This is a genomic window from Pseudomonas sp. BN102, assembly GCF_029871245.1.
Taxonomy (GTDB): domain Bacteria; phylum Pseudomonadota; class Gammaproteobacteria; order Pseudomonadales; family Pseudomonadaceae; genus Metapseudomonas.
This window is the reverse complement of the sequence record NZ_SSON01000065.1, coordinates 126,844-151,863: the sequence shown is the minus strand read 5'-3', so window position 1 is coordinate 151,863 and position 25,020 is coordinate 126,844. Positions and strand designations below refer to the sequence as shown.

The window sequence follows — 25,020 nt, the reverse complement described above, 5'->3', positions numbered from 1 at the left end:
ATCTTGAGGAAGACAATGCACATGAAAACAACAAAGAGTCTGCTGCAAACCGGCGTCCTGGCGCTGTCCCTGCTGGCCTCCAGCGTGATGGCCGCGGTTTCCGCCGATGAAGCCGCCAAACTGGGCGCAAGCCTGACCCCGCTGGGTGCGGAGAAGGCTGGCAACGCCGATGGCAGCATCCCCGAGTGGACCGGCGGCCTGCCGCAGAACGCCGGCACCGCCGATTCCAAGGGCTTCCTGTCGGACCCCTTCGCCAGCGAGCAGCCGCTGTTCACCATCACCGCGCAGAACGTCGACCAGTACAAGGACAAGCTGACCCCCGGCCAGCTGGCGATGTTCAAGCGTTACCCCGACACCTACAAGATGCCGGTGTACAAGACCCACCGCTCGGCCTCCGTTCCGGCGAAGGTGATCGAAGCCACCCAGAACAACGCCACCAATACCAAGCTGGTGGAGGGCGGCAACGGCCTGGAGAACTTCCGCACTGCCAACCCCTTCCCGATTCCGCAGAACGGTCTGGAAGCCATCTGGAACCACATCACCCGCTATCGCGGCGGCAGCGTCCGTCGTCTGGTGACCCAGGCAACCCCGCAGCCGAACGGCTCCTACAGCCTGGTGTACTTCCAGGACGAGTTCACCTTCCGCGACCAGCTGAAGGACTACGATCCGAACAAGCCGAGCAACATACTGTTCTACTTCAAGCAGCGCGTGACCGCGCCTTCCCGCCTGGCCGGTAACGTGCTGCTGGTGCACGAAACCCTCAACCAGGTGAAGGAGCCGCGCCTGGCGTGGCTCTACAACGCCGGCCAGCGCCGCGTGCGCCGCGCCCCGCAGGTGTCCTACGACGGTCCGGGCACCGCCGCCGACGGCCTGCGTACTTCCGACAACTTCGACATGTACAACGGTGCGCCGGACCGTTACGACTGGAAGCTGGAAGGCAAGAAGGAGATCTACATCCCCTACAACAGCTACAAGCTGGATAATCCGAAGCTGAAGTACAGCGACATCATCAAGGCCGGCCACATCAACCAGGACCTGACCCGCTACGAGCTGCACCGCGTCTGGCACGTGGTGGCCACCCTGAAGGCGGGCGAGCGCCACATCTATGCCAAGCGTGACTTCTACATCGACGAAGACACCTGGCAGGCCGCCGCCATCGACCACTACGACGGTCGCGGCACCCTGTGGCGCGTGGCCGAGGCCCATGCCCAGTACTACTACAACCACCAGGTGCCCTGGTACACCCTGGAAAGCCTCTACGACCTGCTGTCCGGGCGCTACCTGGCCCTGGGCATGAAGAACGAGGAGAAGCAGTCCTACGACTACGGCTACACCGCTGGCGAAAGCGACTACACCCCGGCGGCCCTGCGCCAGGCGGGCGTTCGCTAAGGTCTTGCAACACCTTGTATGGAAGCCGGCCTTCGGGCCGGCTTTTTCTTGCCGGTACTTTCCGCTTGGGGCTTCTATTGGGTCACCTGAACGGCTAGGCTCGTCCAGGTTCGCGCCCCTGCAAGCACATTCCTAGAAGCTGGGTAATGACCGTCCTGACCAGTTCGCGATCCATGACAACGGCCGCCGCGCAGATGGCGGACGCGCGCTTTTTCCGCCCGCCGCAGCCCGCTGGCCATGTCCCGCGTCCGCGCCTGTGCGAACGGCTCGCCGCCGGCCTCGACGGCCGCCTGCTGATGCTCAGTGCGCCGGCCGGCTTCGGCAAGAGCTCGCTGGCCATCGAGTTCTGCGAAAGCCTGCCGTCCGGCTGGCAGAGCCTCTGGCTCAGCCTCAGCGTGCGCGACAGCGACCCCGGGCGCTTCCTCGAGCGGCTGCTGGATGGCCTTCGGCAGTTCTACCCGGGCCTTGGCGACGAGGCCATGGGCCACCTGAAGATGCGCCAGCGCCACCAGCCCTTCGCCTTCGAGCAGTGGCTGGACGGCCTGCTCGATGAAGTCGCCGAACGCGACGAATCCGGCCAGCCCCTGCTGCTGGTGCTGGATGACTATCACCTGGCGCAGAACGCGGTGCTCGACCGCTGCCTGCAATTCCTCCTCAACCACCTGCCCGATGGCTGGGTGCTGCTGGTCACCAGCCGCCAGCGCCCGGACTGGCACCTGGCACGACTGCGCCTGTCGCGGCACCTGCTGGAGCTGAACGAGCAGGACCTGCGCCTCACCGAAGAAGAATGCGTGGCGCTGCTGCAGAGCCAGGGGGCCAGGCTCGACGGCGAAAACCTGGAAGGCCTGCTGCAGCGCAGCGAAGGCTGGGTGGCCGGGCTGCGCCTGTGGCTGTTGGCCGGGCAGGACGCACCGGTCAGCGGTGAGCCCGAGCAGGCCGCCCATGGCGACGAGAGCCTGATCCGTGAATACCTGCTGGAGGAGGTGATCGAGCTCCAGGGGCCCGACGTTCAGGCCTTCCTCTATGAAACCGCCCGGTTCGAGCGCTTCTGCGCCGAGCTCTGCGACGCCGTCCGCGAGAGCCACGACAGCGCCGCCATCCTCCGTCACCTGCAAGCCCACCAGGTGTTCCTGGTGCCCCTGGACGAGCAGGGTCGCTGGTTCCGCTATCACCACCTGTTTTCCGACCTGCTGCGCGCCCGCGCAGCCACCAGCCTGACGCCATCCGGCATGCACCTGCGTGCCTGCCGCTGGTTCAGTGCCCAGGGATTGCTGGACGAGGCCGTGGAGCAGGCCCTGCGCGCCGGCCAGCCGGATGTGGCGGCCTCGCTGGTGCAGAACTTGTCCGAAGAACAGCTGCTGGCCAATCAGAACATTGCCATGCTGCTGCGCTGGAAGATGGACCTGCCCGACAGCCTGTTGTCCAGCACGCCACGGCTGATCGTGCTCTACAGCCTGGCCCTTGGCCTGGCCTGCCAGCTGGACGCAGCGGAAGAGCTGGCCGCCAACCTCGCGCGCTTCCTGCCAGCGCCGGATGCCCCGCAGCAGCGCAACCTGCTGGTGCAGTGGCAGGCCATAAGCGCCCTGATCGCCCGGGGCCGTGGCGATATCCAGCGCGCCGAACATTTCTGCAGCGAAGCCCTGGCCACCCTGCCGGTGGAGAACTACGGTCTCCGTCATCTCTGCCTGTCCCTGCTGGGCAATGTCTCCGTGGTGCGCGGTGACCTCTGGCGCGCCCGTGGCCTCAATCGCGAGGCGCTGGAGCTGGCCCAGCGCGGCGCCAACCCACTGTTCGAATCGCTGGTCCATTACGACCGTGCCCGGGTGTTGCAGGCGCGTGGCGAGATCCTGCGTTCCCAGTGCGAAGTGCAACAAGGCCTGGAGCGCCTGCGCGGCGCGGCAACGCCGCGGGCTTTCGTCGCGCGGGCGCGATTGATGCTCTACCAGGGCTACCTGCTCTGCGTGCGCATGCAGCCCCAGGCGGCGCGGGTCAGCCTGCAGGCGGGCATCGCCGAAGCCCGTGCCTGCCGCGATATCAGCCTGCTGATCGGCCACTGCGCCCTGGCCGGTCTGGAAGGGCGCGACGGGCGCTTTGCCGCCGCCTTCGCGCAGCTGGCCGAGGCCGAGCGCCTGATGCATATCTGGGACGTGCCGCCGATCTATTACCTGGCCATGATCACCCTGTCCAAATGCGAGCTCTGGCTGGCCCAGGGACAGGTGGATCTGGCCGAGGCCTGGTTGCCGCGCCTGGCGGAAACCTACGCCGGCGAAGCCGCCGCAGCGGCCCCCGAATTCCATCCCCAGCTGCCGCTCTACATCGACCTGCAGCTGGCCGCCCTGGACCGTGCCCAGGACAAGCCGGCGGAGGCCGAAAGCCGCCTGCGCGGGCTGCTGCAGAAAGCCGAAGGCCAGGGTGCCCACCATGTGGCGCTGATGGCCCGGCTGCAACTGGTGCAGCTGCTGCGCAGCGGCCGCGAGCGTGATGCCGTGGCCATGCTCGATCGCGCCCTGGAGTCCTTGCCAGGTGGTGCCCTGCTGCCTTATCGACAACTGCTGGAGCAGCATCCCCAGTGGTTGCGCGAGCAGTTGTCGACCCGCCCGCCGGAAGCCGTGCGCGAGCTCTTCGACTTGCTGCCAGGGGCGGAGGCTGCGTTGCCGGCGGACGCCGGGCCCGCGGAGGCGCTCAGTTCGCGGGAGCTGGCGGTGCTGCAGTTGATCGCCCAGGGCTGCTCCAACCAGGAAATCAGCGAGCGCCTGTTCATCTCCCTGCACACGGTGAAAAGCCACGCCCGCCACATCAACAGCAAGCTGGGCGTGGAGCGTCGTACCCAGGCGGTGGCCCGGGCCAAGGCGCTCGGGTTACTTCGCTGAGGCCGGCGGCGAGAGGTCCAGCTTTGCCGCGGCCGCATTGGCCGGCGCTGGTTTGCTCAGCTGGGCATCCACATCCTGCTGGATGCCGGCCAGCACCGGCAGCAGGTCGGCCATGTTGCTGCGTACTTCGCCGTAGGGATGCTTCTCCGCCAGGTCGGCGACCCGCGCTAGCAATTGCCCGCGCACATCGCCCTGCAGGTGCACGAAAAGCTCGGGCAGCTGCTTGGCCAGCTCGGCGCTGTAGAGCACCAGGTCCTCGCGATTGAACTGGCGGGTCAGCCCCAGATAGTCGAGGGCGCTGGACGTCAGCATGGCCGCGGCCGCCTTGGTTTCCTGCAGCCCCTGCAGGCGGATCGCGCTGCTCTGTTCCTTTGCCGAGAGGGTCATCCAGAACTCCACCGTCAGGGTGAAGAGGATGGCCTGCTGGCGCAGGGAATAGGTCATCAGGCCAAGGGCCACGGCACCGTAGGGCTGCTGCGCGGCCTTGAAGTCGAAGTACAGGCGCATCAGCTCCTTGAGCTGGAAGAGCACCTCGCGCGCCTCGTTCTGGCGCAGCTCCAGGGGCGCATAGATATTCAGCTGCGGTTTGAAGTTCTCCTCGCTGACCATGCGCGTGTAGATGGGGCCGGTGAACTCGCCGCTGCGCCGTGGCAGGGCGTTCACCTGGGTGGTGTCGATCTTTGCCAGGGCCTGGATCAGTTGGTGGTAGTCGGCGCTGTTCCAGGGGCGCTGGATGTCGGGGATCTTCTGCCCCAGGTAAAAGAGTTCGGCGGCCGGCGCGCGCAGGGCGAAAACCAGCAAAAGGATGGCCAGCGGCCAGAGCAGGGAGCGTGTTAGCGTCATCGACCAGGACAATCCTGCGGGGGAGGGCCGGCCAAGAGTAGCGAGGCCGGGATGCGCCGTCACCCGCGCCTTGGTTGGGAGCGCTGCAATGGAAACGAGCGAGCAGGGCGCCGTGCGCGCGGTGTTCGAGGATCTGGGCGGGTTCAACGCCGTGCGCCAGCAGGGTGAGGGGGAAGGCCCTCTGGTCGGCCACCTGCTGCGCGCCAATATCCAGCTGGCGGCGATACCGGTATTCGCCCGCAAGGGCATAGCCGAGACCACGGTGAACGATCTGCTGGACGCGGCCAGTGTCTCCCGCCGCACCTTCTACAAGTACTTCGCTAACAAGATGGACGTGCTGGAAAGCATCTACCGCACTGCCGTGGTGCTCCTGCTGGCACGCTTTCGCGAGATGCAGGGCGACGCTGGCAGTCCCGAGGCCTGGCTGCGCGGGATGGTGTCGCGCTTCTTCGACTACCACCTCGCGGTCGGTCCGATCATCCGCCTGATGCAGGAGGAAGCCCTGCGTGCTGATTCGCCCCTGGCCGCCCACCGCCAGTGTGCGCACCTGGAAATGGGCCGCCTGCTCGCCGAACGCCTGCATGGCGATGGCGATGGCGAGGAGCGCGAGCCGCTGACCTACCGTGCGCTGCTCTGGGCCATGGAGGCGGCGTCCCTCGACCTGCTGGCCAGTGCGGCCAGTGCGGCAGAAATAGAGCGGGCCAAGGCGGTGCTGGGAGATTTGCTGATTTCGGCGCTCTGCTCACGCTCAACCTAGGTTGGGCGCGGCTGTCCTGACCGCATGCTCTGATAGGCCCTCGACAACAACAATCACGAGGTGCCCCGCATGTCTGCATCCAGTTTGCCGCTGTCGCCGCCGCTCGCCGCCGGCTTCGCCCGCCTGGGCTTCGGCTCCCTGCCGCTCGACCGCCTCAAGGCGCGCTACGCCAGCGCCGACAGCGGTTCGCGCTTCATCGAGCTGGATGGTTTCAATGTCCACTACCGCGACGAAGGCAGCCGTGACAAGCCGGCGCTGGTGATGATCCATGGGGTGGTCGCCTCCTTGCACACCTGGGACGGCTGGGTCGAGGCCTTCGCCCCGCATTACCGGATCATCCGTTTCGACGTGCCCGGATTCGGACTCACCGGGCCCAAGCGCAGCGGCGATTACTCCGCCGAACGGATGATCGGCATCCTCGGCCTGCTGCTGGATTACCTGGGCGTGGCCAGTGCATCCATCGCCGGCAACTCCCTGGGCGGCTACATCGCCTGGAACTTCGCCTTGATCCAGCCGCATCGGGTGGACAAGCTGGTGCTGATCGACCCGGCCGGTTACCCGATGCGCAAGGTGCCCTGGATGATCGCCTCCGCCGCCCTGCCCGGCGCCACCCTGGCCATGCCGCTGTGGATGCCGCGGGCACTGATCGCCCAGGGCATCAAGGAGGTCTACGGCGAGCCGGGACGGATAAAGCCTGGTGTGGTGGACCGCTACTACGACCTTTCCCGCCGGCCGGGGAACCGGCGGGCCATGATGGATATCTTCCGCGTGCTGCTGAAGGTCAATAGCACCGAGCTGGAGCGCAGCGGCCAACGGGTGGCGCAGATCAAGGCGCCGACCCTGCTGCTGTGGGGCGAGAAGGACCGCTGGATTTCACCCAAGCACGTGCCGCTCTGGCAGCGTGACCTGCCGGGAATCCAGGTGAAGACCTACCCGGGGGTGGGGCATATCCCGATGGAGGAAATTCCGCAGCAGAGCGCGGCGGATGCGATGCGGTTCTTGTTGGGCTGACCGCTCGAACTTCACCGTAGGGTGCGCTGAGTGTTCACCGAAACGCCTGCGCGGAGCATCCGGTGCGCACAGCGCGCCCTACGAAGGTAAAAGAAAGCGGCCCCGAAGGGCCGTTTTCTTATCCGGGCAATGTTCAAGCCGCACTCGCCTGCGGCACATCGAACTCTTCCCGCGTCTTGTACAGCAGCTCCAGGTTGTCGTGCTGCCAGGGGTGGAAGCCCTTCCTGAAGAAGTCCAGGTAGGTCCGGATCAGCGGCCGGAAGATGCCATTGCGGCCCCACATCCAGCTCAGGCCGTCGCGCCAGACGCGCCAGTTCCACAAGAGACCGTCGCGCTTGAGCATGTGCGCCAGACCGCGGGTGGTGTCGAGGACGAAGAAGAAGGTGCCCATCAGCATCGCCCGGCGCAGCAGGCGGTGGCTGCCGCAGACCTGGTTGTAGACGTCGAAGGCCACCGCCTTGTGCTCGGTCTCCTCCAGCGCATGCCAGCGCCAGAGGCGCGCCATGGTGGGGTGGGCGCCGGCCATGTATTCGGGATTCTTCAGCAGGCCGTCGGCCATGATCGCGGTGATGTGCTCAAGGGCAGCGGTGGCGGCCAACTGGCGGTAGACGGAGAACTTCTTCTGGGTGAAGCGGATCCGCGCCTGGGCGCGGCGCTCGATGGTGCCGATGTCATAGCCCAGTTCGCGCAGGCGGTTGCTGTACTCCAGATGCTCGCGGCTGTGGTGGCCTTCCTGGCCGATGAAGCCGCGTATCTGCTCCTTCAGCACCGGGTCATCGATCCGGTCGCGGAAGTGGCGCACCGAATCGATGAAGAAGCGTTCGCCATCGGGGAACAGCACTGACATCGCATCGAACAGGTGGCTCTTGAAGGCGTCTCCGCTGTGCCAGTGGCGCGGCAGCGGAGTGGGCAGATCGAAATCCATGTGGCGCGGACGGATAACCAATCCTTCGGGGGTGGTGCTGGCCATGGGGGCTCCTTGAGTCTGTCTGGACCATGGTCCCAATATCCGCTTGCCGGGTTTTGTCGGACAAGGTTATCTTCTGCCAACCTTCGGGTCATATCCGGCCAAATCCCAGAACAAGAAGCCAATATGAAACAACCGCTGACCTTCTCCGCCGAACTGGTACCCGTCGCCTATGCCGAAGCCCTGCTGTCCCTGGCAGAGGAACTGGGCATTGCGCGCGCGGCGCTGCTGGCCGGCGCCAGGGTCAAGCCGGAAATCCTCGGCAATCCCAATGGCCGGCTGTCTTTCCTGGACTTCAACCAGCTCGCCAGCGTGGCCCTGCAGCTGTGCCGCGAGCCGGCCCTGGGACTGGTGCTGGGGCAGCGGCTGAACGTTTCCACCCACGGCATCCTCGGCTACGCGGTGCTGTCCAGCGCCAATCTCGGGTACGCGCTGCAGTTCGCCATGAAGTATTACCGGGTGCTCGGCCTGGCCTATGAGCTGGAGCTGGTGGAGCAGGGCGATTGCCTGCAGCTGCGCGCCACCGAATCCTTTCCCATGGGGCCGCTGGGGCGCTTCGCCGGCGAAGGGCTGCTGGCCAGCTTCTTCAGCATCGCGCGGTTCCTGGTGGGCGAGGAGCTGCGCGGCCAGCAAGTGGGGTTCGCCCATCCGGCGCCGGCCTATGCGGCGCGTTACGCGGAGGTGTTCGGCGTGGCGCCGCTGTTCGAGCAGCCCTGCCACTGGCTGAGCCTGCCCAAGGCCTACCTGGACCGGCCCATGGCCCTGGCGAATCCGGCAACGGTGCAGATGTGCGAGCAGCAGTGCGAGGCCCTGCTGGCCAGCCTGGACGTGCAGGACGCCCTGCTCACCCGTGTGCGCCGTCTGTTGCTGGCACGCCCCGGCGACTTCCCCGACCTCGACAGCGCCGCCCGCGCCCTGCACACCAGCGGCCGCAGCCTGCGCCGGCACCTGGCGGCCATGGGCACCAGTTATCAACAGGTGCTGGACGAGATGCGCAAGGGCCTGGCCCTGCAATACCTCAGCACCACCCATCTGCCGTTGTTCGAGATCGCCAGCCTGCTGGGCTTCAGCGACCCGTCCAACTTTCGCCGCGCCTTCCGCAAATGGACGGGGAGGCTGCCGAGCGATTATCGTGCCGGGCCGTGAAGTCCATTTGCCAAGCGCCGCAGAGCGCTGCCGTACCGGAGATGCCCGATGACCCAGTCCACCGCCCTGATCCGCGAAACCTTCCCCGTCGGCCCCTTGCAGTGCAACTGCACCCTGATCGGCGACCCGATCAGCAAGAAAGCCATCGTGGTGGACCCGGGTGGTAATCCTGAGCTGATCCTCGCGCGCCTGGAGGCCCATGGCCTGAAGCTGGTCAGCATCATCCACACCCATGCCCACCTTGATCACTTCCTCGCCTCCGGTGAGCTGAAAAAGGCCACCGGCGCCACCCTGCACCTGCACAAGGAAGACCAGTTCCTCTGGGACAACCTGGAAATGCAGTGCCGCATGTTCGGCGTGCCCTACAAGCCGGTGCCGGCGCCCGACCAGTGGCTGGCGGACGACGAGGAGCTCGCCTGCGGCTGCGGCGTGGCCCTGCACACGCCGGGACACACCCCGGGTTCCATGAGCTTTTGGTTCCCCCAGGCCAAGCTGCTGATCGCTGGCGATACCCTGTTCCGCCGCGGCATCGGCCGTACCGACCTCTGGGGCGGCGACTACGGCACCATCGAGCGCTCCATCAAGCAGCGTCTCTACAGCCTGGACGAGGAGGCGACTGTGGTCACCGGCCACGGCCCGGATACCCGGCTGGGCGACGAGATGCGGGAAAATCCCTTCGTGCGGGCCTGACCCAGGGAATTTCTGCGGAGTTTGATGTCTAATTGCCCGCAGCCACACCGGCTAAACGATTTCTCAGGAGTAATGAGTCCATGTTCACCCCGCGTCGCCTGATCATCGCCGCCACCGCTTTCGCCATGCTGTCGGGCTGTGCCGCACAGGGCCCCTACGACACTCAAGGCCAGGCCCCGAGCCAGGGCGGCATGAGCAAGACCGCCAAGTACGGCGCCCTGGGTGCCCTCGCCGGCGCCGTAGCAGGGGCCGCGATCAACCACGACAACCGTGGCAAGGGCGCGCTGATCGGTGCCGCAGTGGCCGGCGCGGCTAGCGCGGGCTACGGCTACTACGTCGACAAGCAGGAAGCCGAACTGCGCCGCAGCATGGAAGGCACCGGCGTGCAGGTGGAGCGCCAGGGCGACAATCTCAACCTGATCATGCCCGGTAACATCACTTTCGCCACCAACTCCGCGAATATCGCCAGCAACTTCTACAGCCCGCTGAACAACCTGGCGACTTCCTTCAAGCAGTACGACCAGAACAACATCGAGGTGGTCGGCCACACTGACAGCACCGGCAGCCACCAGTACAACCAGAACCTGTCGCAGCAGCGCGCCCAGAGCGTGGCCAACTACCTGATGGCCCAGGGCGTCAATGGTGCCCGCGTGACCTCCCGCGGCATGGGTCCGGACCAGCCGGTCGCCAGCAATGCCAACGAGACCGGCCGTTCGCAGAACCGCCGCGTGGAGATCAAGCTGACTCCCATCCCCGGCGCCCAGGTTTCGCAGCAGTAAGGAACCGCTCCACCCCGCACAAGGCCCGCATTCGCGGGCCTTGTCGCTTCTGCCGCTCGTCGTTCGATTATTGGCGCAACGCCAGTTCCCGCATTCCTGTCTAGACTGCGCAGCAGGGCTCCGTTGAGCCCAGCCTGAACCGTCGGCCCAGTGCCCCCCAAGAGGCGCGGCCGCGGCCATGGAGTGGACAGGAGTCTGCATGGACGACCGACAGTTTTCCCTACCCAACAAGTACCTGTTGCCGCTGCTGGTGACCCTCGCCCTGATGCTCGTCCTTGGCGGCCTGGTGCTCTGGCAGTGGCTGGCTCTGGAAGCGCGCAACAGCAGCGAACACGAGCTGCGCTTCAAGATCGAGGCCGAGGAGATCGCCCAACGCGTCAACGCCCGCATGCACGCCTATGAAATGGTCCTGCGCGGCATGTCCGGCCTGATGGTCGGCAGCACCCTGGTTTCCGCCGAGGAGTGGGCGCGGGCCAGCGACCAGCTGCAGCTGCAGGATCGCTATCCGGGCATTCAGGCCCTGGCCTGGGCGCCCTACCTGAAGAAGGACGAACTCAACGAGTTCGTCGGCGAGATCTGGGACCAGGGCCGCCGCGACTTCCGCGTCTTCCCCCAGGGCCCGCGGGACGAATACATCCTGGTGCAGTACAGCAGCCCCCTGGACTGGCGCAACCGCCGCACCCTGGGCTTCGACATGCTCACCGAAGAGGTACGCAGGCAGGCCCTTGACATGGCGCGGGATACGGGCGAGGCCAGCCTCACCGGGCCGATCAGGCTCCGGCAGGAAACCGACCAGGAAGTCCAGAGTGGCCTGCTGCTTTACATGCCGGTGTACCGCCCGGAGGCGCCCGTCATCACAACCGAGGAGCGCCGTGCGGCCCTGCTCGGCATGGTTTGCGGCGCCTTCCGCGTTCACGACCTGATGGACGGCATCCTCGGCACACAGAACACGCTCTACAGCATCGACCTCAAGGACCTCGGCAACCCCGGCGCCCCTCTGCTGGAGCCGACTGGCAGCACCCGCCAGCCACGTTTCCACCAGGTCGAGGAGATCAAGCTGTTCGGCCGCACCTGGGCCCTGGGCGTGGGCAGCACGGCGGAGTACGAAGCGATGCTGGGCACCAGCCGGATCGCCTTCAGTCTCTGGACCGGCCTGGCTGCCGCGCTGCTGCTCTCGCTGCTGGTGGGCGGTTATCTCTACCACCGCGAGCGGCAATTGCAGCTCAGCCAGTTCGCCACCGCCGAACTCGCCGAGCGGGAAGAGCGCTTCCGTCTGCTCTTGCAGCACCTGCCGGTGGCAACCCTGATCTGCGACGCCCAGGGGCGGATCGAAATGGCCAATGCCAGCGCGGGCGATCTGCTGGCCTGCGACGCCAATCACCTCCCGGGGCAGCGTCTGCAGCGCTTCGTGCCTAAAGTCGCCGGCCTCCAACCGGGCGAAGGTGACCAGGCCCCCACTCAGCTGACGGAAGTCGAGGCATTGCAGGAGAGCGGCGAGCGCATCCCGGTGGCGCTGACCCTGAGCAGCCTGCGCCATGGCGTGGGCCGGCGCTTCCTGATCAACCTGGTGGACCTGCAGGCGCGCAAGAGCGCGGAGGAGCGGTTTCGCCTGGTGGTCGAGGCCTCGCCCAACGCCGTCGTCCTGGTGGACACCAGCGGGCGGATCGCCATGGTCAACCGCCAGACCGAACTCCTGTTCGGCTACGGCCGCGAGGAATTGCTCGAGTCCCCTGTGGAGCTGCTCCTGCCCGACGCCCTGCGCGACGCTCATGTGGCGCTGCGCGAAAGCTTCCAGCGCAAGCCCGAGCAACGGCGCATGGGCAGCAACCGCGAGCTTTTTGGCCAGCACCGCGACGGCCGCATGATTCCGCTGGAGGTGGGGCTGTCGCCGATCCGCGCCGGTCGCGAAATGCTGGTGCAGGCGGTGATCATCGACATCAGCGAGCGCAAGGCGGCCGAGCAGCGCCTCCGTGACCAGGCCGAGCAGTTGATGTTGGCCAACCGCTACAAATCCGAGTTCCTCGCCAACATGTCCCATGAGCTGCGCACGCCGCTGAACAGCATCCTCATCCTCAGCGACCAGCTGCGGCAGAACATGGTCGGCAACCTCACCGAGAAGCAGATCCGCCACGCCGATATCGTCCACCGCGCCGGTAGTGACCTCTTGCAGCTGATCAACGATGTGCTCGACCTGGCCAAGGTCGAGGCCGGGCGCATGCAGCTCAAGCTGGAACCGCTGAATGTCCAGGACATGCTCGCCGAGCTGGACGGCAGCCTGCGACCCATGGCCGAGATCAAGGGCCTGCGGCTGATCACTCAGGTCCAGGCCGGCGTGCCGCGGGTTATCCACAGCGACCGGGTGCGCCTGCATCAGATACTGCGCAACCTGCTGTCCAACGCACTGAAGTTCACCGAGCAGGGCGAGGTGGAGGTCTCGGTCGAACTGGACCCGACGGCAGCCACCGACGAGCGCGAGGCGCTGCGCTTCGCCGTCCGCGATACCGGCATCGGCATCCCCGAAGACCAGCACGAGCGCATTTTCCAGGCCTTCCAGCAGATAGACGGCTCCACCAGCAGGCGCTTCGGTGGCACCGGACTGGGGCTGGCCATCACCCGCCAACTGGTACTCGCCCTGGATGGTGAAATCAGCCTGGAGAGCGTGCCTGGGCGCGGCTCGCGCTTCATTGTCCGGTTGCCGGTGGCGGTGGCCGCCACCCAGCCGAAGGACGAAGAGGAACCGGAACAACCGCTGCGCAGTGGCCAGGGGCCTGCGGTGCTGATAGTCGAGGACGACGTCAACTTCGCCTCGGTGATAGCGGAGGAGGCCCAGGCCCATGGCTTCTCCAGCGTCCACTGCCGCAGCGGCAAGCAGGCGATCGGCCTGCTCCAGCACGAGCGTTTCGCCGCGGTCATCCTCGACATCCTGCTGCCCGATGCCAGCGGCTGGCAAATCTACCGCCGCCTGCGCAGCCAGGCGAACCACCGCGCCACCCCGGTAAACATCATTTCCTGCGTGCCCCAGCCCCAGGACTGGAACGAGGACGACACCCGCTACCTGGTCAAGCCGATCGCCCGCGAGGACCTGGAGCAGGTGTTCCAGGACCTGGAGGGCGGCAGCTCGCAGGCGGAGCGCAACCTGTTGCTGGTCGAGGACGTCGACGTGGAGCGCGAGCATTACCGCGAGCACCTGGAACGACTCGGCTTCAAGGTGGTGGCCAGCGCCAGCGGCGAGGGGGCCCGCCGTGCCTATGCCGAGAAGGATTTCTCCGCGCTGGTGATCGACCTCGACCTGCCCGACCAGGACGGCTTCGAGCTGCTCGATAACCTTGACCGGCAACGCTCCCTGAATGGCTCGCGGGTGGTGATCAACACCGGCGTCGACGTCAATCAGCAGAACCTGCAGCGCCTGCGCCGTTACTCGGCGGTGGTGGTGCGCAAGGAGGGCGAGGACCTGGGCAACCTCAGCTCGGCGGTCCAGGGGTTCCTCGCCAGCGTGCGCCAGCCGCAGACGCTGCCGGACAAGGTCAAGGGGATGGACCCGCTGGAAGGCAGCCGAGTGCTGCTGGTGGACGACGATGTGCGCAATATCTACGCCCTCAGCGCCCTGCTCGACGAGGTGGGCCTGAAGGTTACCGCCGCCGGCGACGGCCTGGAAGCCATCGCCTGCTTCCAGCGCGAACCATTCGACCTGATCCTGATGGACATAGCGATGCCCAATATGGACGGCTACACCGCCACCCGCGTACTCAAGCAGGAACACGGCTGCGGCATCCCGGTGATCGCCCTGACCGCCCACGCCATGAAAGGTGACCGCGAAAAATGCATAACCGCCGGCGCCGACGACTACCTGGCCAAGCCGGTGAGCCGCCAGGAGCTGCTGGACATGCTCTACCGCTGGCTGGAAAAACCTGGAGGTCGCCATGGCGCGCCTGCAGCCTAAGAAGGCCCCTGCGGCCAACATCCTGCTGGTGGTGGACGACCGCCAGGAAAACCTTGCCGCCATGGAGGCGCTGCTGGACGACGGCGAATGGCAGGTACGCACCGTGGATTCCGGCGAGGCTGCGCTGAAATGCCTGCTGGAGGAAGAAGTCGGCCTGGTCCTGCTGGACGTGCAGATGCCGCGCATGGACGGCTTCGAAGTCGCCCGTCTGATGCGCAGCAGCCCGCTGACCCGCTACACGCCGATCATCTTCATCTCCGCCATCGCCCACACCCAGGACGCCGTGCTGCAGGGTTACTCCTCCGGCGCAGTGGACTTCATCCTCAAGCCCTTCGATCCCCAGGTGCTGCGGCACAAGATCCAGACGCTGCTGGCCCACGAACGCAATCGCCGCGACCTTCTGCTGCTCAGCCAGCAGCTGGACAGCGCCCGCGCCTTCAATGCGTCGGTTCTTGAGAACGCTGCTGAAGGAATACTGGTCGTCGGCGAGGACGGCATCATCAGCTTCGCCAACCCGGCCATGGCGCAGATGCTCCAGGGCACGGTGGAGGACCTGGAAGGCCAGCCGCTGCTGAGGCTGATCAGTCACCCGGAAATGGAAGGAGACTGGCGCGACTCGGATTTCTTCCGCCACTGGAAGCGCAACGAGACCTACCGCCTGCACGACGCCAGCCTCAAGACCCTGGTCGGCGAATGCCTGCCGGTGGCGCTTTCGTCCTCGCCGCTGCCGCGCCTGCAGCGGTCGATGGTGGTGATCGCCCTGGACATGTCGGTGGTGCGCCAGCTGCATGCCCAGCTGGAGTCCCAGGCCATCACCGACGCCTTGACCGGACTGCTCAACCGCCGCGGTTTCCACAAGGCGCTGGAGGCTTCCCTGGCGCGCGTCGAGCGCAACGGCAAGCGCATGGCGGTGCTCTATCTGGACCTGGACGGTTTCAAACTGATCAATGACTCCCTCGGCCACGATGCCGGCGACGGCATCCTGCGGCGGGTGGCCGAGCAATTGAAGAGCTGCCTGCGCCCGTACGACATCCTCGCGCGCATGGGCGGCGACGAGTTCACCGCCTTGCTCGATACCCTGGACCACCCCGAGGACGCCGCGCGAGTGGCGGAGAAGCTGATCGAGCTGATCTCGGTGCGCCACCGCATCGACGGCATAGACGTCACCCTCGGCGCCAGCGTCGGCATCGCCTGCTTCCCGGAATGCGGGCAGAGCGTCGACGGCCTGTTGCGCGCCGCGGATATCGCCATGTACGAGGCCAAGCGCGCCGGTCGCCAGCAGTACCGCTTCTACTCGCCGGAGATGAACGGGCGGGCCCGCTCCAGGCTGATGCTGGAGGAAAGCCTGCGCAACGCCATCGAGCAGAAGGACTTCCACCTGGTCTACCAGCCGCAGATCCATATCGAGACCGGTCGCCTTCGCGGCTTCGAGGCCCTCCTGCGCTGGGAACACCGGGTCGCCGGCACGGTGGCGCCCAATGTGTTCATCCCGCTGCTGGAGGAAACCCGGCTGATCAACCGCCTGGGCGGCTGGGTCCTGCGAGAGGGGGCGAACCAGTGCCGTGCCTGGGGACCGGGCTTCGGCGATGGCCTGATCGTCAGCCTCAACGTCAGCCCGGTGCAGTTCGGCATGCCGCAGCTGGTGGACGACCTGCGCCGCGTGCTGGGCGAGTTCAGCCTGCGACCCGCGCAGCTGGAAGTGGAGGTCACCGAAAGCGCGCTGATGCAGGATCTCGAACTGACCCGCGAACAGTTGCGGCAGTTACGCGCCCTGGGCGTACGGATCGCCATCGACGACTTCGGCACCGGCTACTCGTCCCTGGCCTACCTGCGCCATTTCGAGCTGGATACCCTGAAGATCGACCGCCTGTTCATCTCCAACATGCTGGAGTCGCGGCGCGACGCCGCGGTGGTCAGCACCATCATCGACCTCAGTCGCCACCTGGGCCTGGAAGTCATCGCCGAAGGGGTGGAAACCATGGCCCAGCGCGACTGGCTGCGGGAGCATGGCTGCACCTTCATGCAGGGTTTCCTGGTGGCACCGGGCCTGCCGGTGGCCAAGGCCGAGGCGCTGCCGCGGGTGGTGGACTGGAATGCCTTGCGGGAGGCTGCCGACAGCCTTGCTCCCACCCCGTCTCCCTGAAGAGGCAACGGCACGCCCGGATGCGAGGCTGCCGCCTGTGGGGGCGATTTCAATGGCTCTGTTCCCGTCACGTGTTGCAGCAGGCCGGAGTCCTTGCAGGAGCCAGCAAGGACTCCGGCTCGTCGATTGATACCTGGCCAACGCAGGCACAGCCACTTCAATTGCCAGGCAGACGCACTCCAGTACCACGCATACCCCAGCCACCGGGCCTACACTTCACCTGTCGGGGCATTCAGGATCGCGCCCCCGGCATACCGCGATAAGGAGGCTCCATGTACTGCTTCGTTGTGGCGTACCCCAATGCACCGGGCGCCAAGTTCGATTTCACCTACTACTGCGAGGAACACATCCCACTCCTGACTCGCCTGATCGGCGAAAACCTGGTGAAGGTCGAAGTGCGCAAGGGTCTGGCCTCAGTCGATGGCGCCGTAGCGCCGTTCATCTGCATGGCCAACATCTGGGTACTGTCTGTGGAGGAACTGCGCAGCACGCTGGACCTGAACGGCGACGAGATAAGCGCCGATATCCCCAACTACACCAACCTGGCGCCCCTGCTCCAGGTGGACGAGGTGTTACAAACGGCATAGAGAACCCAATGAAAAGCCCGCAATTTGCGGGCTTTTTCGTTTCCTGGCGATTCAGGCCGGCGGGAACTGCTGGTGCAGGCGCTCCAGGCGGGCATCCTTGGCTTCCCATAGGCGGTTCACCCACTGCTGGAAGGCCAGGCGGTACCGCTCGTCCTGGTCGTAACTCCGGCCGATGAATTCCTGGGGTATTTCCAGCGTTTCGATACGCACCACCACCTTGCGCAGTTTTCCGGTCAGCAGGGTCCAGAAGCTCGGGCTGCCGTCCGGGTAGTGGATGGTGACGTTGATCAGCGAATGCAGTTGCTCGCCCATGGCGTCGAGCACGAAGGCGATGCCGCCAGCCTTGGGCTTGAGCAGGTATTTGAAGGGCGAGCCCTGCTGGTTGTGCTTGGTGCGGGTGAAGCGGGTGCCTTCGAGGAAGTTGAAGATGCCCACCGGGTTTTCGCGGAACTTGGCGCAGGTGCGGCGCGTGGTTTCCAGGTCCTTGCCCTGCTTCTCGGGGTGCTTGGCCAGGTAGGCCTTGGAGTAGCGCTTCATGAAGGGGAAATCCAGCGCCCACCAGCACAGGCCGATCACCGGAACCCAGATCAGCTCCTGCTTGAGGAAAAAGCGCAGCAGGCGGATGCGGCGATTGAGCAGGTGCTGCAGCACCAGGATGTCGACCCAACTCTGATGGTTGCTGGTGACCAGGTAGCTGCGCTGGTAATCCAGCTCGGCCAGGCCGTCCACGTCCCAGTGGGTGTCGCGCACCAGGCGCATCCATAGTTTGTTGCAACTGATCCAGGCCTCGGCGATGAAGCTGGCCGCCCAGTTCAGGGCGCGCCTGGTGGCGCGGAAGGGCAGCAGCAACTTCAAGAGGGTGACGGCGAACAGCGGAATGCAGCAGAGCAGGGTGTTGAGGGTCAGCAGCAGCGCCGCCAGCACGCCGCGCAGGGGGGAGGGGATAAAACTCAGCATGAAGGGATGCAGCCTCACCGTGGGGTGGTCATGGCCACCTCGTTATGGTCGGGCCCGCAGCATTCCCTGGCTGCGGGCAGAATGGTGGCCAAGGTTAACGGTTGTTCACTGGACTGCAAGCGCGAAGGGTGACCGGGCGGTCGGGAGCGAGTCTGATTCGGAGGCTCAGTTGTAGGAGCGAATTCATTCGCCAAGGGCTGCGCAGCAGCCCCTGTCGAGTCCGCCGGCAGACCTTCGGCCTGCTTGGCGAATGAATTCGCCCCTACAGAGGAAGTACCCAGCAAGGTGCGGGTCTGTCAGCCCTCGTTTCCACAGGCTGCCTGGATCGCCGTCAGGGCGATGGTGTGGATGATGTCGTCCACCAGCACATTGCGGGGCAGGTCATTCACCGGCTTGCGCAGCCCCTGCAGCATCAGGCCGCCGCTGGCCACGTAGTTGCCCTGTTGCGCTTCCTTGTAGGCCGCGTCGCCGCTGGCGAGGTCGGGGAATACGAACACCGTGGTGCGGCCATCGCGGGTGGCGGTGGAATAGGGCAGTGGACCGTCGATGGACAGGTCGGGGCGGGCCGCGCGGGCCTGCTTGAGTGCCTCGCGGACCTTGGTCTCTTCCGCCGTGTCGCCGGAATCGCTGATCAGCGCCACCCGCGGGATGATGCCCAGGGCTTCGGCCGAGTCGGCGCTCTGCAGGGCGATTTCCGCCAGGTCGCCGGCATCCGGCTCGGGGTTCACCGCGCAGTCGCCGTAGACCACCACCTGCTCCGGCAGCAGCATCAGGTAGACCGACGACGCCAGGCGGTAGCCGGGGGCCGACTTGATCAGCTGCAGGGCCGGCCGGATGGTGTTGGCAGTGGGGTGGATGGCGCCGGAGACCAGGCCGTCCACCTCGTCCAGGGCCAGCATCATGGTGCCCAGCACCACGTTGTCCTCCAGCTGGGCGGTGGCCATGGGCGCGTTCAGGCTCTTGTTCTGGCGCAGCTCCACCATGGGCTGCACATAGCGCTCGCGGACCAGGTCCGGGTCGAGGATTTCCAGGCCCTCCGGCAAGGTGATGCCCTGGGCGCTGGCCACGGCGCGCACGTCCTCCGGCTTGGCCAGCAGCACGCAGTGGGCGATGCCGCGGGCCTGGCAAGCCGCGGCCGCCTGGACGGTGCGCGGCTCGCTGCCTTCGGGCAGGACGATGCGCTTGCCGGCCAGTTGGGCCTGCTGGATCAGGCGGTGACGGAATGCCGGCGGCGACAGGCGCTGCGCGCTCGGCGCGCCGCAGCGTGCGCGCAGCCAATCGAGGTCGAGGTTGCGGGCGACGAACTCGGTGACCTTCTCCGCGCGCTCGCGGTCGTCCACCGGGATTTCCCGGTTCATCCTGTTCAGGTTGGTGGCGGTGTCGTAGGTGCCGGTGGCCACGCCCAGCACCGGCAGGCCCCCTTGCAGGGCGCCGCGGCAGAGTTCCAGGGTGCGCGGGTCGGGCTGGATGTCGCTGGAGAGCAGCAGGCCGGCCAGGGGCACGCCGTTCATGGAGGCCAGGCTGGCGGCGAGGATGATGTCGTCGCGATCCCCGGGTGTCACTACCAGCACGCCGGGCTTGAGCTGCTGCACGGTGTTGGGCACGGTGCGCGCGCATACCACTATCTTCTGCACCCGGCGCTGGTCGTAGTCGCCGGCGTGGATCACCTGCGCGCCCAGCAGGTCGGCGACGTCGCGGGTACGCGGGGCGTTCAGCTCATCCAGCCAGGGCACGCTGCCGAGCAGGCGGAAGTCGTTTCCGCGCAGCAGTGGCGACTGTTCCTTGAGGCGTTTGGTGAAGTTCTCTTCACGCACCTTGTTGAGGATCACCCCGAGCACCTTGGGGTCGCGCGGACCGCCGAACTGCTGGGCCTGGATCTCCAGGCGGTCGGACAGCTCGGACAGGCTCTCGTCTTCCGGCGCCGAGACCAGGATGACGTCGGCATCCAGGCTCTTGGCGAGGTGGAAGTTGATCCGCGCGGCGTAGCTGGCGTGGCGGGTCGGCACCATGCCCTCGACTATCACCACGTCCTTGCCTTGGGCCGCTTGCTGGTAGAGGCGGGTTATCTCATCCAGCAGCTCGTCGAGCTGGCCGTCGGCGAGCATCCGCTCCACCTGGGACTGGCCCAGCGGCATGGGCGGTTTGAGGCCGTGGGTGCGGGCCACCAGTTCGGTGGAGCGTTCCGGGCCGAGGTCGCCGGGGTGTGGCTGGGCCACGGGCTTGAGGAAGCCGACCTGCAGGCCGGCCAGCTCGAGGGCACGCACCAGGCCGAGGCTGGTGGAAGTAAGGCCGACGCCGAAGCCGGTCGGGGCGATGAAAAAGCAGTGCATGGGGCTCCTTGGCTAAAGCGGTTCAGGCGAGCAGGGCCAGGGTGTCGAAGGCGATCTGGCGTTCTTCGTTGGTCGGCACCACCAGCACGCGCGGATGGCCGCGCTTGTGGATCGGGCCGGCGACGCCGCGCACACAGCGGGCGTTGGCTTCGCGGTCGATGGCCAGGTTGAGCAGCTTCAGGTGGTCCACCGTCTTGCTGCGCACAAGGGGCGAATTCTCGCCGATTTCGCCGGTGAAGATCAGCCCGTCCAGCTGCGGCAGGGCGCAGCCCACGGCGGCCAGGGTCTTGGCCAGGCGGTAGCAGTAGACCTCGATGGCCAGGGTGGCGCCGGCATGACCCTGGTCGCGGGCCTTTTCCAGGCTGCGCATGTCGCTGGCCAGCTCCGAAAGACCGAGCAGGCCGCTTTCCTGGCGCAGCACCTGGTCGATCTTCTCCAGGCTCCAGCCCAGGCTGCGGTGCAATTGGGTGTAGAGGTGCGGATCGATGTCGCCGCTGCGGGTGGCCATCACCAGGTTCATGCTGGCGTCGCGGCTCTGGCCATTGACGATGGCGCAGGCGGAACCATGGGCGCCCAGGTGGGCGGAGAGCCAGCAGCTGTCGCCGATGGACAGCCCGGCCAGCTCGGCGGCGCGATGACTGACGTAGCGGTGGCTGCTGCCGTGGAAGGCGTACCGGCGCAGGCCGTGGTCGCGGTATACCGCATCCGGCAGGGCCAGGCGGTAGACGTGCTCGGGCATGGTCTGGTGGAAGGCGGTGTCGAACACCGCCACGTGGGGCAGGTTCGGCAAGAGGTGCATCGCCGCCTCGATGCCCGCGAGGCTGGCCGGCATCTGCTGCGGCGCCAGCGGGGCGAGGGCCTGCAGGCGCCGGATCACTTGCGGTTCCAGGCGGCAGGCCGAGCTGAAGAATTCGCCACCGTGCAGCACATGGTGGCCGACCCCGTGCAGCTTGCCGCCGGCGGCGCCCTGGACCAGGGGCATGAGTTGGGACAGCGCCGCGCGATGGTCGGCATTGGGGATCATCAGGCTGTCTCTCTCGCCGCCGCGCTGCCAGCGCAGTTCGGCATCGCGGCTGCCCAGGCCCTCGGCGAGGCCGTGGAGGGTGAACTGGCTGTGGGCTTCGTTGACCAGGGCGAAGCGCACAGAGGTCTTGCGGGCGTGGATCACCAGGATATTGCGTGCGGGCATCAGCTTTTCTCGATGGAGTCGGGCGCCAGGCCCTGGGCGCACCAGCCGCAGGGGAAGAAGCGGCCCAGCTGGCCAGCGCGCTGAGCAGGGTCGAGTACCCAGGCGCGCGACTGCCAGGGTGGCTGGTGCCGCAGGTGTTGAGTATGGCCGCAAGAGAGCAGGGCTACCCAGTGACCGTCCTCGTCCTGTCTATAGCCGACCAGCCGGGGCCGCCCGTCAGTGTTCGGGTCGCAATCGTCTAAATGGGCGGTTAAACTTGCTCGTTCATCATTCATTTGCAGAAGGTCTCGCACCATGCTGATCGCCGCCAACAAGGCTGTGTCCATCGACTATACCCTTACCAACGACGCCGGTGAGGTGATCGACAGCTCCGCTGGCGGCGCGCCGCTGGTGTACCTGCACGGCGCCGGCAACATCATCATCGGCCTGGAGCGGGCACTGGAAGGGAAGCAGGCCGGTGACGAGCTGAGCGTCGCCGTCGAGCCGGAAGACGGCTACGGCGAGTACAGCGCCGAGCTGGTCGCCACCCTGGACCGCGCGATGTTCGAAGGCGTGGATCAACTGGAAGTCGGCATGCAGTTTCACGCTTCCGGCCCGGACGGCAGCATGCAGATCGTCACCATCCGCGACATCGACGGCGACGACGTGACCGTCGACGGCAACCACCCGCTGGCCGGCCAGCGCCTGAACTTCAAGGTCAAGGTAGTCAACGTGCGTGACGCCAACGCCGAAGAGATCGCCCACGGTCACATCCACGGCGAAGGCGGTCACCACCACTGACCGTTCGCCGGCGATTGCCGACCCGGCAAATCGCCATACGGCTGCTAAGCTGAAAAAACCGAAAAGGCGCCCCGGGGCGCCTTTTTTGTCTGCTGTGAAATCCCTGTGATTTTCGAGGAGTCAGTCATGAGTGCCTTTCACGACCTCAATCTGCGTGCGCTCGACGGTCAGGACTTGCCGTTGGCGCCGTTCAAGGGCCAGGTGGTGCTGGTGGTGAATGTCGCCTCCAAGTGCGGCCTGACCCCGCAGTACGCCGGCCTGGAAAAGCTCTACCAGCAATACCGCGACAAGGGCTTTACCGTGCTGGGCCTGCCGTGCAACCAGTTCGCCGCCCAGGAGCCGGGCAGCGAGGAGGAAATCCGTGAGTTCTGCAGCCTCAACTATGGGGTGACCTTCCCCCTGGGCAGCAAGCTCGAGGTCAACGGCTCGGCCCGCCATCCGCTGTACCGCCTGCTGGCGGGCGAGGGCGCCGAGTTTCCCGGCGACATTACCTGGAACTTCGAGAAGTTCCTGGTGGGCAAGGACGGCCGCGTGCTGGCGCGCTTCTCGCCGCGTACCGCCCCGGAAGATCCCGCGCTGATCCAGGCCGTCGAAAAGGCCCTGGCCTGATCCACCCCCGCTCATGACAACCGGGGCGGAAGGAACCGCCCCGCGTTCGCGCTCCATCTCCTCCATTCCCGCCAGGCCTGTGGCCGCCAATCACGCTGATCAATAGTGCTGGGCAGGGCGAGACGACCGGTCATATGCTCGCCGCCATGGCCAGTATCCGACTCGACAAACGCGACCTCATCCTCGCCAGGGGCTCCCAGGTGATGACCCGCCGTGGCTACCACGGCACCGGCGTGCAGGAGATCGTCCAGGCCGCGGGCATTCCCAAGGGCTCCTTCTATCACTACTTCGCCAGCAAGGAAGACTTCGCCCTGCAGGCCCTGGAGTACCTCTACCGGCCGCGCCTGGAACGTTATGCCCAGGCCCTGGCCAATCCGGCGCTGAGCCCGTGCCAGCGTATCCTCGGCTACTACCGCGACCTGCTGGCGCGTTTCGCCAGCCGCGAGAAACCGGAATACCACTGCTTCATCGGCAGCCTCAGCTTCGAGATGGCCGAGCTGTCGCCCGCCATCGGCGAGCAGGTGGACGGCATTCTGCAAGGCTCCGCAGACATCCTCCAGGCCTGCCTGGAAGAGGCCGTGGCCGCCGGCGAACTGCCCGCCGGTGAAGACTGCGCCAACCTCGCCGCCTTCATCGCCAACGCCTGGCAGGGCGTGCTCACACGCCTGAAGGTGGGCGGCGGGACCGCCCCCCTGCATGCATTCGTGGACCGCCTGGAACTGCTGCTCCGGGCCTGATTTTTCAATGCCTTGAAACCGAGACGACCGGTCATCTGGCCGGCCACAGGAGACCCCATGACCGCTCTGGTAAACGCCCTCTTCGAACCCTTCCGCCTCGGCGGACTGGAACTGCCCACCCGCGTGGTGATGGCGCCGATGACCCGCTCCTTCTCCCCCGGCGGCGTGCCCAATGCCAAGGTGGTGGAGTACTACCGCCGCCGTGCAGCTGCCGGTGTCGGCCTGATCATCACCGAGGGCACTACGGTCGGCCACAAGGCCTCCAACGGTTATCCCCATGTGCCGCGCTTCCATGGCGAGGACGCCCTGGCCGGCTGGAAAGAAGTGGTGGACGCCGTGCATGCCGAAGGCGGGCGCATCGTGCCGCAGCTCTGGCATGTGGGCAGTGTCCGCCGCCTGGGCACCGAGCCGGACGCCAGTGTCCCCGGCTACGGCCCCAGCGAGAAAGTGAAGGACGGCCAGGTAGTGGTCCATGGCATGACCACGGATGACATCCAGAACGTCATCGCCGCCTTCGCCCAGGCCGCCCGCGACGCCCAGGCCATCGGCATGGACGGCGTGGAAATCCACGGCGCCCACGGCTACCTGATCGACCAGTTCTTCTGGGAAGGCAGCAACCAGCGCACCGACGAATACGGCGGCAGCCTGGCCAACCGTTCGCGCTTTGCCATTGAGTTGGTCCAAGCCGTACGTGCCGCTGTCGGGCCGGATTTCCCGATCATCTTCCGCTTCTCCCAGTGGAAGCAGCAGGACTACACCGCGCGCCTGGTGCAGACCTCCGAAGCCCTGGGAGAATTCCTCAAGCCCCTGGCCGACGCCGGTGTGGATATCTTCCACTGCTCCACCCGCCGATTCTGGGAGCCGGAGTTCGAGGGCTCCGACCTCAACCTCGCCGGCTGGACCCGCCAGCTCACCGGCAAGCCGACCATTACCGTCGGCAGCGTTGGCCTGGACGGCGAATTCCTGCAGTTCATGGTCAAGACCGACAAGGTCGCCCAGCCGGCCAACATCGAAGGCCTGCTGGAGCGCCTGAACAAGGAAGAGTTCGACCTGGTGGCCGTGGGCCGTGCCCTGCTGGTGGACCCGGATTGGGCGGTGAAAGTACGTGAAGGGCGGATGCAGGACATCCTGCCGTTCAGCCGGGATGCCCTGGGTAGCCTGGTGTAAGACGTGAAGGAAGCCCCGCTCAGGCGGGGCTTCTGCGTTCTGGAGGCGCCAGTTTGCTTTTCGTAGGTTGGCGCTGAGCCTGCGAAGCCCAACATTGGGTGGCAGGACATTCTGGGAGTGCTGCGCAAG

The 25,020-nt window shown here is 66.3% G+C and carries 20 protein-coding genes; 14 read left to right on the top strand and 6 right to left on the bottom strand.

The window, feature by feature from the left end; all coding sequences use genetic code 11:
• The first annotated feature begins 21 nt into the window (after nucleotides 1-21).
• Both E8F12_RS13970 and E8F12_RS13965 read left to right on the top strand, forming a co-directional pair.
• Complete coding sequence (locus tag E8F12_RS13970) at nucleotides 22-1,389, top strand: DUF1329 domain-containing protein (protein WP_280325851.1); 1,368 nt, start codon at nucleotides 22-24, stop codon at nucleotides 1,387-1,389.
• Nucleotides 1,390-1,535: 146 nt separating this feature from the next.
• Nucleotides 1,536-4,259, top strand: coding sequence for a LuxR C-terminal-related transcriptional regulator (locus E8F12_RS13965; RefSeq protein ID WP_280325850.1), 2,724 nt, complete (start codon nucleotides 1,536-1,538; stop codon nucleotides 4,257-4,259).
• Here E8F12_RS13965 and E8F12_RS13960 read toward each other — a convergent pair.
• Nucleotides 4,248-5,102 carry a hypothetical protein gene (locus E8F12_RS13960; protein ID WP_280325849.1) on the bottom strand — a complete coding sequence of 285 codons (855 nt, stop codon included), beginning with the start codon at nucleotides 5,100-5,102 and terminating at the stop codon, nucleotides 4,248-4,250. The two genes, E8F12_RS13965 and E8F12_RS13960, sit on opposite strands and share 12 nt — an antisense overlap.
• A gap of 88 nt (nucleotides 5,103-5,190) precedes the next feature.
• Here E8F12_RS13960 and E8F12_RS13955 point away from each other — a divergent pair, with 88 nt between their 5' ends.
• Nucleotides 5,191-5,859: a TetR/AcrR family transcriptional regulator gene (locus E8F12_RS13955; protein WP_280325848.1), complete on the top strand. Its 669-nt coding sequence runs from the start codon at nucleotides 5,191-5,193 to the stop codon at nucleotides 5,857-5,859.
• A gap of 69 nt (nucleotides 5,860-5,928) precedes the next feature.
• Nucleotides 5,929-6,870 carry an alpha/beta hydrolase gene (locus E8F12_RS13950; protein WP_280325847.1) on the top strand — a complete coding sequence of 314 codons (942 nt, stop codon included), beginning with the start codon at nucleotides 5,929-5,931 and terminating at the stop codon, nucleotides 6,868-6,870.
• A 133-nt stretch (nucleotides 6,871-7,003) separates the two neighbouring features.
• On the opposite strand, the gene E8F12_RS13945 is transcribed toward E8F12_RS13950, so the two are convergent.
• A complete protein-coding gene (locus E8F12_RS13945; protein WP_280325846.1) occupies nucleotides 7,004-7,840 on the bottom strand; it encodes a metal-dependent hydrolase in 837 nt (278 codons plus the stop codon).
• A 123-nt stretch (nucleotides 7,841-7,963) separates the two neighbouring features.
• Between E8F12_RS13945 and E8F12_RS13940 the strand changes: the two genes are divergently transcribed.
• The 6 genes from E8F12_RS13940 (at nucleotide 7,964) to E8F12_RS13915 (ending at nucleotide 17,122) form a co-directional block, all read left to right on the top strand.
• Nucleotides 7,964-8,983, top strand: coding sequence for an AraC family transcriptional regulator (locus E8F12_RS13940; protein ID WP_280325845.1), 1,020 nt, complete (start codon nucleotides 7,964-7,966; stop codon nucleotides 8,981-8,983).
• A 48-nt stretch (nucleotides 8,984-9,031) separates the two neighbouring features.
• Complete coding sequence (locus E8F12_RS13935) at nucleotides 9,032-9,673, top strand: MBL fold metallo-hydrolase (RefSeq protein WP_280325843.1); 642 nt, start codon at nucleotides 9,032-9,034, stop codon at nucleotides 9,671-9,673.
• 80 nt (nucleotides 9,674-9,753) lie between these two features.
• The gene (locus E8F12_RS13930; protein ID WP_280325842.1) at nucleotides 9,754-10,452 is read left to right on the top strand and encodes an OmpA family protein; all 699 of its coding nucleotides are present in this window, start codon (nucleotides 9,754-9,756) and stop codon (nucleotides 10,450-10,452) included.
• Nucleotides 10,453-10,651: 199 nt separating this feature from the next.
• Nucleotides 10,652-14,392, top strand: a complete 3,741-nt coding sequence (locus tag E8F12_RS13925; RefSeq protein WP_280325841.1) for a CHASE domain-containing protein — start codon at nucleotides 10,652-10,654, stop codon at nucleotides 14,390-14,392.
• Nucleotides 14,373-16,535, top strand: a complete 2,163-nt coding sequence (locus E8F12_RS13920) for an EAL domain-containing protein (protein WP_280325840.1) — start codon at nucleotides 14,373-14,375, stop codon at nucleotides 16,533-16,535. Before E8F12_RS13925 ends, E8F12_RS13920 begins: the two co-directional genes overlap by 20 nt.
• 272 nt (nucleotides 16,536-16,807) lie before the next feature.
• Nucleotides 16,808-17,122, top strand: a complete 315-nt coding sequence (locus E8F12_RS13915; RefSeq protein WP_280290294.1) for an EthD family reductase — start codon at nucleotides 16,808-16,810, stop codon at nucleotides 17,120-17,122.
• 51 nt (nucleotides 17,123-17,173) lie between these two features.
• Here E8F12_RS13915 and E8F12_RS13910 read toward each other — a convergent pair whose 3' ends face one another.
• The 4 genes from E8F12_RS13910 to E8F12_RS13895 form a co-directional block, all read right to left on the bottom strand.
• Nucleotides 17,174-18,079, bottom strand: a complete 906-nt coding sequence (locus E8F12_RS13910) for an acyltransferase (RefSeq protein ID WP_280325839.1) — start codon at nucleotides 18,077-18,079, stop codon at nucleotides 17,174-17,176.
• 296 nt (nucleotides 18,080-18,375) lie between these two features.
• Nucleotides 18,376-20,409 (bottom strand): phosphate acetyltransferase, encoded by a 2,034-nt coding sequence (pta, locus tag E8F12_RS13905; protein ID WP_280325837.1) that lies wholly within the window; start codon nucleotides 20,407-20,409, stop codon nucleotides 18,376-18,378.
• A gap of 22 nt (nucleotides 20,410-20,431) precedes the next feature.
• The gene (locus tag E8F12_RS13900; protein WP_280325836.1) at nucleotides 20,432-21,598 is read right to left on the bottom strand and encodes an acetate/propionate family kinase; all 1,167 of its coding nucleotides are present in this window, start codon (nucleotides 21,596-21,598) and stop codon (nucleotides 20,432-20,434) included.
• Nucleotides 21,598-21,924 carry a DUF3565 domain-containing protein gene (locus E8F12_RS13895; protein WP_280325834.1) on the bottom strand — a complete coding sequence of 109 codons (327 nt, stop codon included), beginning with the start codon at nucleotides 21,922-21,924 and terminating at the stop codon, nucleotides 21,598-21,600. The genes E8F12_RS13900 and E8F12_RS13895 overlap by 1 nt, the downstream gene beginning before the upstream one ends.
• Here E8F12_RS13895 and E8F12_RS13890 point away from each other — a divergent pair.
• The 4 genes from E8F12_RS13890 (at nucleotide 21,893) to E8F12_RS13875 (ending at nucleotide 24,891) form a co-directional block, all read left to right on the top strand.
• Nucleotides 21,893-22,378 (top strand): peptidylprolyl isomerase, encoded by a 486-nt coding sequence (locus tag E8F12_RS13890; RefSeq protein WP_280325833.1) that lies wholly within the window; start codon nucleotides 21,893-21,895, stop codon nucleotides 22,376-22,378. The two genes, E8F12_RS13895 and E8F12_RS13890, sit on opposite strands and share 32 nt — an antisense overlap.
• A 126-nt stretch (nucleotides 22,379-22,504) precedes the next feature.
• Nucleotides 22,505-22,987, top strand: a complete 483-nt coding sequence (locus E8F12_RS13885) for a glutathione peroxidase (RefSeq protein ID WP_280325832.1) — start codon at nucleotides 22,505-22,507, stop codon at nucleotides 22,985-22,987.
• 146 nt (nucleotides 22,988-23,133) lie between these two features.
• The gene (locus tag E8F12_RS13880) at nucleotides 23,134-23,724 is read left to right on the top strand and encodes a TetR/AcrR family transcriptional regulator (protein WP_280325924.1); all 591 of its coding nucleotides are present in this window, start codon (nucleotides 23,134-23,136) and stop codon (nucleotides 23,722-23,724) included.
• A 57-nt stretch (nucleotides 23,725-23,781) separates the two neighbouring features.
• Nucleotides 23,782-24,891 carry an NADH:flavin oxidoreductase gene (locus E8F12_RS13875; protein WP_280325831.1) on the top strand — a complete coding sequence of 370 codons (1,110 nt, stop codon included), beginning with the start codon at nucleotides 23,782-23,784 and terminating at the stop codon, nucleotides 24,889-24,891.
• Nucleotides 24,892-25,020: the final 129 nt, after the last annotated feature.